This window comes from Micromonospora sp. CA-259024 (genome assembly GCF_050936255.1).
In the GTDB taxonomy this organism is placed as follows: domain Bacteria; phylum Actinomycetota; class Actinomycetes; order Mycobacteriales; family Micromonosporaceae; genus Micromonospora.
In genome coordinates this window covers 3,192,757-3,206,003 of record NZ_JBNJND010000001.1, presented here as the reverse complement: position 1 = coordinate 3,206,003, position 13,247 = coordinate 3,192,757, and the positions used below count along the sequence as shown (strand labels likewise).

General features: G+C 71.8%; 12 protein-coding genes. 10 read left to right on the top strand and 2 right to left on the bottom strand.

What is annotated here, in order from left to right; all coding sequences use genetic code 11:
- The first annotated feature begins 73 nt into the window (after positions 1-73).
- On the top strand, positions 74-1,528 hold the full coding sequence (locus ACQEUX_RS13950; protein ID WP_433046674.1) for an aldehyde dehydrogenase family protein: 1,455 nt from the start codon (positions 74-76) through the stop codon (positions 1,526-1,528).
- Positions 1,525-2,643 carry an alcohol dehydrogenase catalytic domain-containing protein gene (locus tag ACQEUX_RS13945; protein ID WP_433046671.1) on the top strand — a complete coding sequence of 373 codons (1,119 nt, stop codon included), beginning with the start codon at positions 1,525-1,527 and terminating at the stop codon, positions 2,641-2,643. Before ACQEUX_RS13950 ends, ACQEUX_RS13945 begins: the two co-directional genes overlap by 4 nt.
- Here the strand turns inward: ACQEUX_RS13945 and ACQEUX_RS13940 are convergent.
- Positions 2,627-3,583 carry a TetR/AcrR family transcriptional regulator C-terminal domain-containing protein gene (locus tag ACQEUX_RS13940; RefSeq protein WP_433046668.1) on the bottom strand — a complete coding sequence of 319 codons (957 nt, stop codon included), beginning with the start codon at positions 3,581-3,583 and terminating at the stop codon, positions 2,627-2,629. The genes ACQEUX_RS13945 and ACQEUX_RS13940 overlap by 17 nt on opposite strands.
- Positions 3,584-3,770: 187 nt before the next feature.
- On the opposite strand from ACQEUX_RS13940, the gene ACQEUX_RS13935 reads away from it, so the two are divergent.
- Positions 3,771-4,970: an FAD-dependent monooxygenase gene (locus ACQEUX_RS13935; RefSeq protein WP_433046665.1), complete on the top strand. Its 1,200-nt coding sequence runs from the start codon at positions 3,771-3,773 to the stop codon at positions 4,968-4,970.
- Positions 4,971-5,017: 47 nt separating this feature from the next.
- On the opposite strand, the gene ACQEUX_RS13930 is transcribed toward ACQEUX_RS13935, so the two are convergent.
- The gene (locus tag ACQEUX_RS13930; protein WP_433046662.1) at positions 5,018-5,875 is read right to left on the bottom strand and encodes an SPFH domain-containing protein; all 858 of its coding nucleotides are present in this window, start codon (positions 5,873-5,875) and stop codon (positions 5,018-5,020) included.
- Positions 5,876-6,099: 224 nt separating this feature from the next.
- On the opposite strand from ACQEUX_RS13930, the gene ACQEUX_RS13925 reads away from it, so the two are divergent.
- The 7 genes from ACQEUX_RS13925 to ACQEUX_RS13895 all read left to right on the top strand — a co-directional run bounded on the left by ACQEUX_RS13925 (position 6,100) and on the right by ACQEUX_RS13895 (position 13,235).
- A complete protein-coding gene (locus ACQEUX_RS13925) occupies positions 6,100-6,861 on the top strand; it encodes an ABC transporter ATP-binding protein (protein WP_433046659.1) in 762 nt (253 codons plus the stop codon).
- Positions 6,848-7,540: an ABC transporter ATP-binding protein gene (locus ACQEUX_RS13920; RefSeq protein ID WP_433046656.1), complete on the top strand. Its 693-nt coding sequence runs from the start codon at positions 6,848-6,850 to the stop codon at positions 7,538-7,540. Before ACQEUX_RS13925 ends, ACQEUX_RS13920 begins: the two co-directional genes overlap by 14 nt.
- A gap of 50 nt (positions 7,541-7,590) precedes the next feature.
- Positions 7,591-8,841, top strand: a complete 1,251-nt coding sequence (locus tag ACQEUX_RS13915; protein WP_433046653.1) for an ABC transporter substrate-binding protein — start codon at positions 7,591-7,593, stop codon at positions 8,839-8,841.
- Positions 8,842-8,853: 12 nt separating this feature from the next.
- Positions 8,854-9,735: a branched-chain amino acid ABC transporter permease gene (locus ACQEUX_RS13910; RefSeq protein WP_433046650.1), complete on the top strand. Its 882-nt coding sequence runs from the start codon at positions 8,854-8,856 to the stop codon at positions 9,733-9,735.
- A complete protein-coding gene (locus ACQEUX_RS13905) occupies positions 9,732-10,745 on the top strand; it encodes a branched-chain amino acid ABC transporter permease (protein WP_433046647.1) in 1,014 nt (337 codons plus the stop codon). Before ACQEUX_RS13910 ends, ACQEUX_RS13905 begins: the two co-directional genes overlap by 4 nt.
- A 301-nt stretch (positions 10,746-11,046) precedes the next feature.
- Positions 11,047-12,615, top strand: coding sequence for an MFS transporter (locus ACQEUX_RS13900; RefSeq protein ID WP_433046644.1), 1,569 nt, complete (start codon positions 11,047-11,049; stop codon positions 12,613-12,615).
- Between the two features lie 11 nt (positions 12,616-12,626).
- Positions 12,627-13,235, top strand: a complete 609-nt coding sequence (locus ACQEUX_RS13895) for a TetR/AcrR family transcriptional regulator (protein WP_433046641.1) — start codon at positions 12,627-12,629, stop codon at positions 13,233-13,235.
- Positions 13,236-13,247 lie beyond the last annotated feature (12 nt).

The following is a 13,247-nucleotide window of genomic DNA, read 5'->3' as shown; positions in this document are numbered from 1 at the left end:
AACTCCCAGCGCTAGTTTCATCGCCCGTCGCGACCCCGTCGCCATCGCCCATCGCCCACCCCGAAGGGACGACATGGACCTCGCCGCCCCGCCGTCGCAGTTGCCCGACGCCCTGCGCCTTCGGCGCCACCTGCACCTCGGCGGCGAGTGGACGCGGCCCGCCGACGCCGACGTGATCGACGTGGAGAACCCGAGCACCGGTGAACTGATCGGGCAGGTGCCCGCCGGCAGCCCGGCCGACGTGGACCGCGCCGTCGCCGCGGCCCGCGCCGCGTTCCCCGGCTGGTCGGCCACCCCTCCCGCCGAGCGGTCCGCTCACCTCGGCCGGCTGCACACCGCGCTCGCCGCGCGCGCCGACGACCTCGCCCGCACCATCGCCGTGGAGCTGGGCGCCCCGCTCAAGCTCGCCGCCCGGGTGCAGGTCGGGCTGCCGCTGACCGTGCTGCGCGACCACGTCGCGCTCGCCACCCGGCCACCCGTCGAGGAGACCATCGGCAACTCCCTCGTCGTCCGCGAACCGATCGGCGTGGTCGGCGCGATCACCCCGTGGAACTACCCGCTGCACCAGGTGATGGCGAAGCTGGCGCCCGCGCTGGCCGCCGGCTGCACGGTGGTGCTCAAGCCCAGCGAGTTGACCCCGTTGACCGCGTACCTGCTCTTCGACGCGGTCACCGAGGCCGGGTTGCCGGCGGGCGTGCTCAACCTGGTTCCCGGCACCGGGCCGGTGGTCGGCGAGGCCCTGGCCGGGCACCCCGACGTCGACCTGGTCTCGTTCACCGGCTCCACCGTCACCGGCGCCCGGATCATGCGGCGCGCCGCCGACCGGATCGCCCGCGTCGCGCTGGAGTTGGGCGGCAAGTCCGCCAACGTGATCCTCCCCGACGCCGACCTGGCCACCGCGGTCAAGGTGGGCGTCGGCAACGCCCTGCTCAACTCCGGGCAGACCTGCACGGCGTGGACCCGGATGCTGGTGCACCGCGACCGGTACGACGAGGCGCTCGACCTGATCGCCACGGCGGTGGCCGGCTACCGGCTCGGCGACCCGTTCGACCCGGCCACCCGGCTCGGCCCGCTGGTCTCCGCCGCCCAGGCCGAGCGGGTTCGCGGCCACGTCGACCGGGCCCTCACCGACGGAGCCCGGCTGGTCGTCGGCGGGCCGGACGCCCCGGTGCCCGCCCAGGGGCACTTCGTCGCCCCGACCGTCTTCGCCGACGTGCACCCCGACAGTGCGCTCGCCCAGGTGGAGGTCTTCGGCCCGGTGCTCGCCGTCATCCCGTTCGCCGACACCGACGAGGCGGTGGCGATCGCCAACAACTCGAGGTACGGGCTGGCCGGCGCGGTCTGGTCCGCCGACACCGAGGCGGCGCTCGCGGTGGCCCGGCGGCTGCGGACCGGCGCGGTCGACATCAACGGCGCGCCGTTCAACCCGCTCGCCCCGTTCGGCGGTTACAAACAGTCCGGCCTCGGCCGCGAGTTGGGCGTGCACGGTCTCGCCGAGTTCAGCGAGCTGAAGGCGATCCAGCGATGAGCGGCACCGAGCCGGCGGGCGGCACCGAGCCGGTCACGGTTCGCGCGCTTGTCGCGCGTGCGTCCGACGGCGAGCTGCGGGTCGAGCGGGTACGCCTGCCCGCGCCCGGCCCCGGCGAACTGCGGGTGACGATCCGCGCGGCCGGCGTCTGCCACTCCGACCTGTCCATGGTGAACGGCACCCTCGCCGCGAGGTTCCCGCTGGTGCTCGGACACGAGGCGACCGGGGTGGTGGCCGAGGCCGGGCCGGGCAGCGGGTTGGCCGTGGGCACGCCCGTGGTGCTCAACTGGGCTCCCGCCTGTCGGGCCTGCTGGTGGTGCCGGCACGACGAGCCGTGGCTCTGCGCCGCGAACACCGCCCCGACGGTGGCGCGCGGCGAGATGGACGACGGCATCGGGTTGCACCTGACCCTCGGCCTGGGCGCGCTGGCCGAGGCGGTGGTGGTGCCGGAGAGCGCCGTCATCCCGATCCCCGCCGGGCTGCCCGCCGAGCAGGCGGCGCTCCTCGGCTGCGCGGTGCTCACCGGCGCCGGCGCGGTCCGCAACACCGCCCAGGTCACGCCCGGCGAGTCCGTCGCCGTCGTCGGGCTCGGCGGGGTCGGGCTCGCCGTGCTCACCGCCGCGCGCCGGGCCGGCGCGACGCCGATCCTCGCCGTCGACGTCGCCGAGGCGAAGCGGGACCTGGCGCTCGCCGCCGGCGCGACCGACTTCCTGCTCTCCGACGACCGGCTCTCCAAGGAGGTACGCGCGCGCACCGAGGGTCGGGGCGTCGACCACGCCTTCGAGTGCGTCGGCCGCGCGGCCACCATCCGGGCCGCGTGGCGGCTCACCCGGCGCGGGGGAGCGGTGACCGTGGTCGGCATGGGCGCCAAGGACGACCTGGTCAGCCTCGGTGCGCTGGACATCTTCCACTCCGCCCGGACGCTGCGCTCCTCGGTGTACGGCTCGTCCGACCCGGACCGCGAGGTGCCCGAGCTGGCCCGGGCCGCGCTCGACGGCACGCTCGACCTGTCACCGCTGGTCAGCGGGGTGGTCACCCTCGACGAGGCGCCGGCCGCGTTCGACCGGCTGGCCCGGGGCGAGGGCGCCCGCTGGGTGGTCAGCTTCCCGGACTGAGCTGAGGGTCGGCCGGCGGCGGCTGCTCGATCAGGACGGCGTAGCCGTCGAGGAGCCGCCGCAGGCCGAACTCGAAGACGCTCTCCAGGTCGAGGTCCAGGTCGCCCTCGTCCGTGAGCGCGGCCAACGTGGAGTAACCGCGGCTCGTGATCGCGTGCTGGAACGTGGTCACCTGACGGTCCACCCACTCGTCGTCGGTGAGGCCGGTGTCCTGCTCCGCCTGCGCCCGCATCTCCAGGTTCGTCGCGATGCCGCGGACGTACGCCATCAGGGCGATGGCGACGTGCCAGCGCACGTGCCGGTCGAGGCCCAGGCCGGTGGTGGCCCGCAGGCCCCACTCGGTGTGCGCCATGGCGTGGGGCAGCACCTGCGGACGGGCGATCGAGATGGCGTGCGGCAGCCAGCGGTGCCGCCGGTAGGTCGCCCACTGTGCTCGGCCGAGCAGCTCCAGTTGGGCCCGCCACCCGGCCGGCGGAACGGCCGGCAGCGGCGCGTTCGCCAGGACCGCGTCGGCCATGGTCAGGATCAGCTCGTCCCGGCCGCGCACGTGCCGGTAGAGCGACATCGTGGACACGCTCAGCTCGGCGGCGATCTGCCGCATCGACACGGCAGCCAGGCCGCCCTCGTCGGCCCGGGCGATCGCGGCCCGGATCAGCCGCTCCCGGGTCAGCTCCGGCTCCGCGGCACCGGTGCTCCGGCGCGCCTGCGGCACCGTCGCGTGGGCCGGGGCCACCACCGTGCCCGCGCCCGGTCGGGTCAGCACCAGCCCCTCGTCACGCAGCAGCGCGAGGACCTTGGTGGCGGTGGCGATGGCCACCCCGTGCTCGCGGGTGAGCTGCCGGGCCGACGGCACCCGATCGCCCGGACGCAGCTCCCCGAGGTCGACCCGGCGGCGGATCTCCGCGGCGATCCGCCGGTACGGCGGCTCGGAACCGGTCATGGCGCACCTCCGCTGCAGCGTACTAGTACTGGCGGCTCTGGGCGGCCCTATCTGGCGCAGCGTACTAGGTCGGGCCGAGCACGTGGCTCCCCCGTGTGACTACCGTTCGCTGCGCGGGACGACCTCCCGACCGAGCCGCGGTGACGGCTGGGTTGACGGTGTAAAGCACGATCTCAGGAGCGGTGCGATGGACGACAGGACCGTACTCATCTCCGGCGCCGGTGTGGCCGGCCCCGCGCTGGCCTTCTGGCTGCGCCGGCACGGCTTCGCCGTCACCGTCGTGGAGCGGGCGGCCGGGCTGCGCCCCGGCGGGCAGGCGGTGGACGTGCGGGGGACCGCCCGGGAGGTCGTCGACCGGATGGGCCTCACCGCCCGGATCCGGGCCGAGTGCGTGCGGGAGCAGGGCATGGCGGGCGTCGACGCGCGGGGTCGGACGCGCTACCGGATGCCGGTGCACGCCTTCGGTGGCGAGGGCATCGTCGCCGACATCGAGATCGAGCGCGGCGACCTGGCCCGTCTGCTGTACGAGGAGACCCGCGCCGACGTGGAGTACGTCTTCGACGACTCGATCGAGACACTCACCCAGACCGCGGACGGGGTGCGGCTCACCTTCGCGCGATCCGCCCCGCGGACCGTGGACCTGGTCGTCGGGGCGGACGGCTCGCACTCGCGTACCCGGGCACTGGCCTTCGGCCCCGAGTCGGCGTACGTCCGGCCGCTCGGGGCCTACCTGGCCTACTTCACCACTCCGTACCGGGACGAGACGGGCTGGTTCGAGCTGCACAACGCTCCGGGTGGTCGGGTGGTGGGCACCCGTCCGACCCGGCACGGCGCGAGCAGCGCGCTGTTCAGCTTCGTCTCCCCACCGCTCGACCTGGACCGCCGGGACCGGAACGCCCAGCAGCGTTTCCTCGCCGAGCGCTTCGCCGACGTCGGCTGGCGGACCGGGGAACTGCTGGCCGCGATGCCCGACGCCCCCGATTTCTATTTCGACTCCTACGGGCAGGTGCGGATGGACACCTGGAGCACCGGGCGGGTGGCGCTGCTCGGCGACGCCGCCTGGTGCCCGTCCCCACTGACCGGGCAGGGAACCAGCCTGTCCCTGGTCGGGGCGTACGTGCTCGCCGGTGAGCTGGCGGCGGCCCGGGGTGACCACGTGGTCGCGTACCGCCGCTACGAGGAGGCGCTGCGGGCGCACGTGGCGCGCGGCCAGGATCTACCGGGCGGAGGCGTCTCCGGCTTCCTGCCGGCGACACGGACCGCGATCCGTGTGCGCGACGCGACCATGCGGGCGATGACCTCCCGCCCGTTGCGAGGGCTCACGGCCAGGCTCGTCTTCAGCCGGGCCGACGGGTTGACCCTGCCGGAGTACGCCGTCGCCGCGTGACGATCGCCGGGTGACCGGCCCACCCGGAACGGGTGGGCCGGTCCCGGTCACTTGCCGGTGACGATGCCCGGGTTGATGCAGAGCCCCGGGTTGGCGCCGTTCTTCTCGGCGATCTCCAGGCAGCGGGTCACCTTGTCGACCTTCGCGTTGGTCTCGGTGATCTGCTTGGAGATCTCGGCGTTCTTGCGGTCCTGCTCCAGGTTGCGGGTCTGGGCCAGCTTGTCCTGGAACGCCTTGATGTTGCCCTCGGTCTTGTCGTCGTGGTTCACCCGGGTGATGGTCACCGAGAGGATGTCGACGTCGGTGGCGAGCCGGGACTCCGCGCTGGTCTTGATGTTCGCCGCGAACGGCTTCAGGTCGACGTTGAGGTCACCGGTCTGGGCGTCGATCTTCTCCAGCGGGTTGTACGCGGCGAAGGCGTCGTTGACGGCGCTGTCGAGCTGCACGCCCACCCGCTGACCCCGGAAGCTGTCGAAGTCTCCCTTGTAGTCCATGAACTGCTTCGGCGCGTTCTCCGGCTTGACCTGCCACTCGACGAGCACCTCGACGCAGGCGTCGGCGAGCGTGCCGGTGCGGACCCGGACGCAGTTGTCGCCGCCGATGTGGTCGTACTTCTGGCGGCCCGCGTCCCACTCGCCGACCTTCTGCCAGGGCGCCACCCACTTCAGGCCGGAACCGGTCACCTCGCCGGTGGGCTTGCCGAAGCTGGTGACGATGCCCACCGAGCGGATGGGCACCGAGTGGGCGCTGGAGGCGACACCGACCAGCAGGGTGAGGGCCAGGAAGCCGAGCGCCGCGAACGCGGCCGTCCGCTTCACCGCGCTGCGCGGAGCGACGAGAGCCAGGACGGCGCAGACCGCCAGGGCGACGGCGAGGACGATCGCCATGGTGAAGCCGACGGGCATGGGTTGGGGGCCTTTCGTTGGGCTGTGTGGATCATCAACCTAGGTGGCTCGGTCAAGCCGGTGGTACGCGGGAGTGGTGTCGGCGCACGCCCTCTGCCGGTCGAATATGGAGTCCACCGACATGGCTCGACTCGCGCGGCCCGCCGTAGGTTTCGTCCACGCGACGGGCCTGTGACCACGGTCACCTAACCGACCGTCGCCGCGACCGTGCGGAGGATGAGGCGATGGCCGGGCAAGCGCTCCTGTCAGCCCGTGGGCTGACCCGGGACTTCCGGGGCTTCCGGGCGGTCGACGACGTCGACCTCGACGTCGCGCCGGAGAGTGTGCACGCTTTGGTCGGCCCGAACGGCGCCGGCAAGACCACCCTGTTCAACCTGCTCACCGGCTTCCTGCGACCCAGCGGCGGGCGGATCGAGCTGGACGGGCGGGACGTCACCGGGCTGCCCCCGGAGCAGGTGGCACGGCTCGGTGTGGCCCGCTCGTTCCAGATCACCAGCCTCTTTCCGCAGCTCTCCGCCCGGGAGCACGTGGCGCTGGCCCTCCAGTCGTCGAGCGGACTGGGCTGGCGGTTCTGGCGTTCGGCCAAGCTGATGGGCCGCTACACCGAGCGGGCCGACGAGTTGCTGGCCATGGTGGGGCTGGCCGACCTGGCGCAGGCCCCGTCCGAGTCGCTGGCGTACGGCCGCAAGCGGGCCCTGGAGTTGGCGATCGCCCTGGCGCTGGACCCGAAGGTGCTGCTGCTCGACGAGCCGACCGCCGGGATGGGGCTCGAGGACGTCGACCGCACGGTCGAGCTGATCAGCCGTGTCCGCCAGGGCCGGACCGTGGTGATGGTCGAGCACAACATGAGCGTCGTCGGGCGGCTGGCCGACACCGTCACCGTGCTCCAGGCCGGAAAGATCCTCGTCGAGGGCCCGTACGAGCAGGTCCGCGCGGACGAGCGCGTGATCACCGCCTACCTGGGAGCCGCTGATGCTGCGCATTGACAACCTCTCCGCCTGGTACGGCGAGGCGCAGGTGCTGCGGGAGGTCAGCCTCCAGGTCGCCGCCGGCGAGGTGGTCACCCTGGTCGGGCGAAACGGCGCCGGAAAGTCCACCCTGCTGCGCTGCGTGATGGGGCTGCACCCCGGCCAGCGCGGCACGGTCGAGGTGGACGGGCGCGACGTCGCCAGGCTGTCGGCGCACAAGCGTGCCCGCCTGGGGCTGGGCTGGGTGCCCGACGACCGGGGCAGCTACGCCACCCTGACCGTCACCGAGAACCTCACCCTGCCGCCCACGGTCGGTCCCGACCCGTGGTCGCTGGAGCGGGTGTACGACGCGTTCCCCGCCCTCTACACCCGGCGGGACTCGGCGGCCACCATGCTCTCCGGCGGCGAGCAGCAGATGCTCGCGCTGGCCCGGGTGCTGCGGATGGGCGCCCGCCTGCTGCTCTGCGACGAGCCCACCGAAGGGCTGTCGCCACTGCTGGTGCAGCAGGTCGGTGACCTGCTGCGGGAGGCCAAGCGGCACGGGGTGACCGTGCTGCTGGTCGAACAGAACCTGCACTTCGCCACGGGAGTCGCCGACCGGCACTACCTGCTGGCCGAGGGACGCGTCGCCGAGGCGATGGACAACTCCGAGGTGCGTTCGCGGGAACGCGAACTGCTCGCGTACCTCGGGATCTGATTTTTCCAACGACGACCCGCGCGACGACGCACGGGATGGATGGAGTGGGCATGCGCAGGACGGTGGGTGTGGCCGCGGCGTCGGCCGCGGTGGTGCTGGTCGCCGGTTGCGGCGGCGGTGGCCCCCAGTCGGGTGGCGACCAGAAGCTGACCGGCGACAAGGTCGTGCTGGGCGTGCTCAACGACCAGTCCGGGGTGTACTCGGAGTTGTCCGGCAAGAACTCGGTGACCGCGGTGGAGATGGCCATCGCCGACTTCACCGCGAAGTACGGCGACAAGGCGGTGACCAAGAACATCACCGTGGAGACCGCCGACCACCAGAACAAGCCGGACGTGGCCAACTCCAAGGCCCAGGAGATGTACGACCGCAAGGGCGTCGACCTGATCCTGGACGTGCCCACCTCGTCGGCGGCGCTGAAGGTCGCCGACGTGGCGAAGGAGAAGAAGAAGCTCTACTTCAACATCGGGGCGGCGACCACCGATCTGACCGGCAAGAGCTGCAACAAGTACACCTTCCACTACGCGTACGACACGTACATGCTGGCCAACGGCACCGGGAAGACCACCACCGAGCAGATCGGCAAGAACTGGTACATCCTGTACCCGAACTACGCCTTCGGTCAGGACATGGAGAAGAGCTTCTCCACGGCGATCACGGCGGCCGGCGGCACGGTGGTCGGCAAGGACGGCGCGCCGTTCCCGAACACCAGCGGCGACTTCTCCACCTTCCTGCTCAAGGCGCCCAACCTGAACCCGAAGCCGGACGTGCTGGGCACCATGCAGGCCGGCGCGGAGCTGGTCAACGTGGTGAAGCAGTACAACGAGTTCAAGCTGCGGGAGAAGGGCGTCGACCTGGCGGTGGGGCTGATGTTCCTCACCGACATCCACTCGCTCACCCCGGCTGCCCTGGCCGGCACCACGTACACCGACGCCTGGTACTGGAACTTCGACACGAAGAACCGGGAGTTCGCCGACCGCTTCCAGCAGAAGGCCGGCACCCGGCCGACGTTCGCGCACGCGGCCAACTACTCCGCCGCGTTGCAGTACCTGGAGGCGGTGCAGGCCGCCGGCACCGACGACGCCGACGCCGTGGTCAAGGGCCTGGAGGGCAAGACCGTCGAGGACGTCTTCCTGCGCAACGGCAAGATCCGCGCCGAGGACCACCGGGTGGTGCACGACGCGTACCTGGCCCAGGTGAAGCCGCAGTCCGAGGTGACCGAGCCGTGGGACTACGTGAAGGTGCTCCAGACGATCCCCGCCGCGGAGGCGTTCCGCGCGCCTTCCGCGGACTGCAAGCTGTGAGCGTGTGACGCTGTGAGCGGATTCGCGCAGAACACGTTCAACGGGTTGGTGAGCGGGGCGTTCTACGCCCTGCTCGCCCTCGGGCTCGCGGTCATCTTCGGCATGCTGCGGGTGGTCAACTTCGCGCACGGCGCGTTCTACATGCTCGGGGCGTTCGGCGCGTACGTGCTGCTCACCGAGGCAGGTGTGCCGTTCTGGGCCGCCCTGGTGATCATGCCGGTGGGGCTGGGCCTGCTCGGCATGGCGCTCGAACGCGCCGTGATCCACCGGCTGACCACGCTCGACCCGCTCTACAACTTCCTGCTCACCTTCGGCCTGACACTCATCCTGCAGGATCTGGTGAAGCTGCGGTACGGCGTGCAGTCCAGTCCGTACGCCACCCCGTCGCTGTTGAGCGGGACGGTGAACTTCGGGCTGTTCGACTTCCCGACGTACCGGGTGTTCATCCTGGGCTTCGCGGTGCTGCTCTGCGTCGCGGTGTGGTGGGTGCTCACCCGTACCCGGATCGGAATGGTGGTCCGCGCCTCCACCGAGCGGCCCGACCTGACCCGCGCGTTCGGTATCGACGTCGGACGGTGGGTGACCCCGGTCTTCGGCTTCGGCATCGGGCTGGCCGGGCTGGCCGGTGTGCTGGCCGCGCCGATGCGCGCGGTCAACCCGCTGATGGGCGCGGACCTGATCATCGTGGTCTTCGCGGTGGTGGTGATCGGCGGGCTGGGCTCGATCTTCGGCTCGGTCGCCGCCGGATTCGGCATCGGCCTGGTCCAGTCGTGGGGTGAGGCGTACCTGTCCGACTTCCCGATCGTGTCGCAGACGATCGTCTTCATCGTGATGGCCGGCGTGCTGCTCTGGCGGCCGGCTGGCCTGTTCGGTCGTGAGGAGGCGCCGGCATGACCAGCACCGTGGACACTCCCGCCGACGCGTCCCGTTCGACGCCGCCGTCCGGGCTGATCGCCGTGGCTCGGGCCCCCGGCTGGGTGCGGTACGCGCTGCTCGCCGTCGGGCTGGCCGTCGCGGCGTGGCTGCCCAACGGCCTCTACCCGGCGGTCGCGGTGGACATCCTCTGCTGGGCGCTGTTCGCCGTGGCGGTGGACCTGCTGCTCGGCTTCACCGGGCTGATGTCCTTCGGGCACGCCGCGTTCTGGGGCACCTCGGCGTACGTCACCGGGTTGGTGGCCATCCACGCCGGTCTGCCGTTCCCGCTCGCCGTGCTGGCGGGCGCGCTCGCCGCGGCCGTGCTGGCGGTGCCGATCGGTTACCTGGCGGTCAAGCGGACCGGCATCTACTTCGCGATGGTGACCCTGGCCTTCGCCCAGATGGTCTACTACGTGGCCAACGAGTGGCGCTCGGTGACCCAGGGCGAGAACGGGCTCCAGGGCGTGCCCCGGGAGCTGTTCGGCTGGGACCTCACCGACGACTACTTCTTCTACTACGCGATCCTGCCGATCGTGCTGCTCGGTCTGGCCGCGGCCTGGCGGATCGTGCACTCACCGTTCGGCCGGGTGCTGGTCGGCATCCGGGACAATCCGGCCCGGGCGCGGGCGCTGGGCTACCCGGTGCACCGCTACAAGCTCACCGCGTTCGTGCTCTCCGGGTTCATCGCCGGCCTCGGTGGCGGGTTGTTCGCGGTCGGCCACCGGTTCGTCTCGCTGGACGTGCTGCACTGGACCACGTCCGGCAAGGCCGTGATCGTGGTGGTGCTCGGCGGGATCGGCACCCTCTGGGGCGGGGTGCTCGGCGCCGGAATCGTGGTCCGGCTGGAGGACTGGTTGTCGTTCTCCGGGTTCGAGGCGATCGGCCTGGTGACCGGCGGCATCTTCGTCCTCGTCGTGGTGCTGTTCCGGCGCGGCATCTGGGGCAGCGTCGCCGCGCTGGCCCAGCGGCTGGCGGCCCGCCGCCGCTGAGTCCCGCGGACCGCGCGTCCGCCGCGCGCCGTTTCAGCGAACCCCCCGGGTAGGGAACGTCTACCCGGGGGGTTCGTCTGGTGCGGTGTCGCCACGCTCATGCCGCCCGCTCGTCGTGGGGCACGCCGGTTCGGGTGCGGACCGGAACTGCGTCGACCAGCGGGCGTCCGTGCGTGACGCCAGCCACATTCGATACGGACCGGTGCCGTATCGTTAATGCGCGTCGTAGGCTGACTCAGGTTACGAGTCTGACCCGTATCGTATTGCGTCGCGGGTGACAAGCGTGGGGGGAAAGTCAGGCATGGAGCTGCACAACAACACCGGACACCCGAGGCGGTGGGCGATCCTGGGGGTGCTGGTGATCAGCCTCCTCGTGGTCGTCCTCGACAACACGATCCTCAACGTCGCCCTGCGCACCCTGGCCGACCCGGTGCACGGCCTCGGCGCCAGCCAGGGCCAGCTGGAGTGGTCCATCAACTCCTACACCCTCGTCTTCGCCGGGCTGCTGTTCACCTTCGGGGTGCTCGGCGACCGCGCCGGCCGCAAGCGCTTCCTGATGATCGGTCTGGCGCTGTTCGGCCTGGCGTCGCTGCTCTCCGCGTACGCGGACAGCCCGGCCCAACTGATCGCGGCCCGCGCCCTGATGGGTGTCGGCGGCGCGGCCATCATGCCGGTGACGCTGTCGATCATCTCCAACGTCTTCGACCCGCGCGAGCGTGGTCGGGCCATCGGGGTCTGGGCCGGCGCGGTCGGTCTCGCCGTGGCGATCGGCCCGATCCTCGGCGGCGCGCTGCTGGAGCACTTCTGGTGGGGCTCGGTCTTCCTGATCAACGTGCCGGTGGTCGTCGCCGGTGTGGTCCTGGTCGCGCTGCTGGTCCCCGAGTCGCGTGACCCGCAGCCGGGTCGCATCGACGTGCTCGGCGTCCTGCTCTCCGTGGTCGGCCTGGTCGCCCTCTCCTACGGCATCATCGACGGCGGCGAGCACGGCTTCGGCCGCCCGCTGGCCTGGGGCTCGATCCTGGTCGGGCTCGCGGTGCTGGCCTGGTTCGTGCAGCACGAGCGGAGCAGCGACCACCCGTCGCTGGACGTCCGGCTGTTCAAGGTGCCCCGGTTCGCCGCGCCGGTCGCCATCGTCGGCCTGGTGTTCTTCGCCGCGATGGGCTCGATGTTCTTCGGCTCGTTCTACCTGCAACTCGTCCGCGACTACAGCCCGCTGCAGACCGGCCTGCTCTTCCTGCCCTTCGCCGGCGCTCAGCTGATCTTCGCGCCGCGCAGCGCCGCGATGGTCCGCCGCTACGGTGGCCGGGCCGTCGCCACCGTCGGGTTGGCGCTGACCGCGGTGTCGCTCGGCGCCTTCGTCTTCATCGGCGCCTCCACCCCGATCTGGATCGTGCTGCTCGTCTTCCTCATCCAGGGCGCCGGGATGGCCAACATCATGCCGCCGGCCACCGAATCGATCATGTCGGCGCTGCCCCGGGAGAAGGCCGGTGTGGGCTCCGCCGTGAGTAACACCGTCCGCCAGGTGGCCGGCGCGCTCGGCGTGGCGGTCCTCGGCTCGGTGCTCTCCGCGGTCTACCGCAGCGACATCGGTGACGCGCTGACCGGTCTGCCCACGCAGGCCCACGACGCGGCCAACGAGTCGATCTCCGGGGCGTACGCGGCGGCGGCCCAGCTCGGCCCGGCGGCACCGGCGCTGATCTCGGCGGCCAACGACGCCTTCGTCACCGCCATGCACTGGGCGGCCGGGCTCTCCGCGGTGATCGCCGCGCTCGGGATCATCGTGGTGCTGCGCTGGATGCCGGGCCGGGAGGACACCAGCCTCGCCCCGGCGGCTCCGGTCGCCGAGCCCGAACTGGCCGGCACGGCATAGGTTCGGGGAGAATGGCGGACATGACGTCCACTGCCGATGCTCCGCGGTCGCCCGGGCGACCGCGGAGCATCCGCGCCGACGAGGCGATCATCGAGGCGACCCTCGACCTGCTCGCCGAGGGCAGCACCATCGAGGCGCTCTCGATCGAAGCGATCGCCGCTCGCGCCGGGGTCGGCAAGGCCACCATCTATCGCCGTTGGGCGGGCAAGGACGCGTTGCTGCTGGACGCGCTGCGGCGACTCAAGGGCGTCATGGCGCAGCCGGCGGGCCACTCCGTCCGCGACGACCTGGTGTTGCTGGTCGGCGCGATCGGCAAGAACGTCGACCCGCGAGCGGCGAAGATCATGCCCTGCCTGGCGCCCGCCGTGAACCGCAGCGCGGACCAGTTCCAGCTCTACCAGAACATCATCGCGCCCCGGCGGCAGCTGATGCGCGAGGTGCTGCGGCGCGGCATCGACGAGGGGGTGCTCCGGGCCGACATCGACGTGGAGGTGACGATGGCGCTGCTCACCGGGCCGATGCTGATCCAGCGGGTGCTGCAGTGGAATCCGGACCTCGACGAGCAGACCCTGCCCGAGCGGGTCGTCGACGCCGTGCTGGAGGGCATCCACGCCCGCTGACCCGGCTCGCCG

Coding starts and splice junctions, on each gene's coding strand:
- ACQEUX_RS13920 (WP_433046656.1), top strand. CDS start 6,848: ATGCTGCGCATTGACAACCTCTCCGCCTGGTACGGCGAGGCGCAGGTG.
- ACQEUX_RS13915 (WP_433046653.1), top strand. CDS start 7,591: ATGCGCAGGACGGTGGGTGTGGCCGCGGCGTCGGCCGCGGTGGTGCTG.
- ACQEUX_RS13930 (WP_433046662.1), bottom strand. CDS start 5,875: ATGCCCGTCGGCTTCACCATGGCGATCGTCCTCGCCGTCGCCCTGGCG.
- ACQEUX_RS13935 (WP_433046665.1), top strand. CDS start 3,771: ATGGACGACAGGACCGTACTCATCTCCGGCGCCGGTGTGGCCGGCCCC.
- ACQEUX_RS13940 (WP_433046668.1), bottom strand. CDS start 3,583: ATGACCGGTTCCGAGCCGCCGTACCGGCGGATCGCCGCGGAGATCCGC.
- ACQEUX_RS13925 (WP_433046659.1), top strand. CDS start 6,100: ATGGCCGGGCAAGCGCTCCTGTCAGCCCGTGGGCTGACCCGGGACTTC.
- ACQEUX_RS13900 (WP_433046644.1), top strand. CDS start 11,047: ATGGAGCTGCACAACAACACCGGACACCCGAGGCGGTGGGCGATCCTG.
- ACQEUX_RS13895 (WP_433046641.1), top strand. CDS start 12,627: ATGGCGGACATGACGTCCACTGCCGATGCTCCGCGGTCGCCCGGGCGA.
- ACQEUX_RS13950 (WP_433046674.1), top strand. CDS start 74: ATGGACCTCGCCGCCCCGCCGTCGCAGTTGCCCGACGCCCTGCGCCTT.
- ACQEUX_RS13945 (WP_433046671.1), top strand. CDS start 1,525: ATGAGCGGCACCGAGCCGGCGGGCGGCACCGAGCCGGTCACGGTTCGC.
- ACQEUX_RS13905 (WP_433046647.1), top strand. CDS start 9,732: ATGACCAGCACCGTGGACACTCCCGCCGACGCGTCCCGTTCGACGCCG.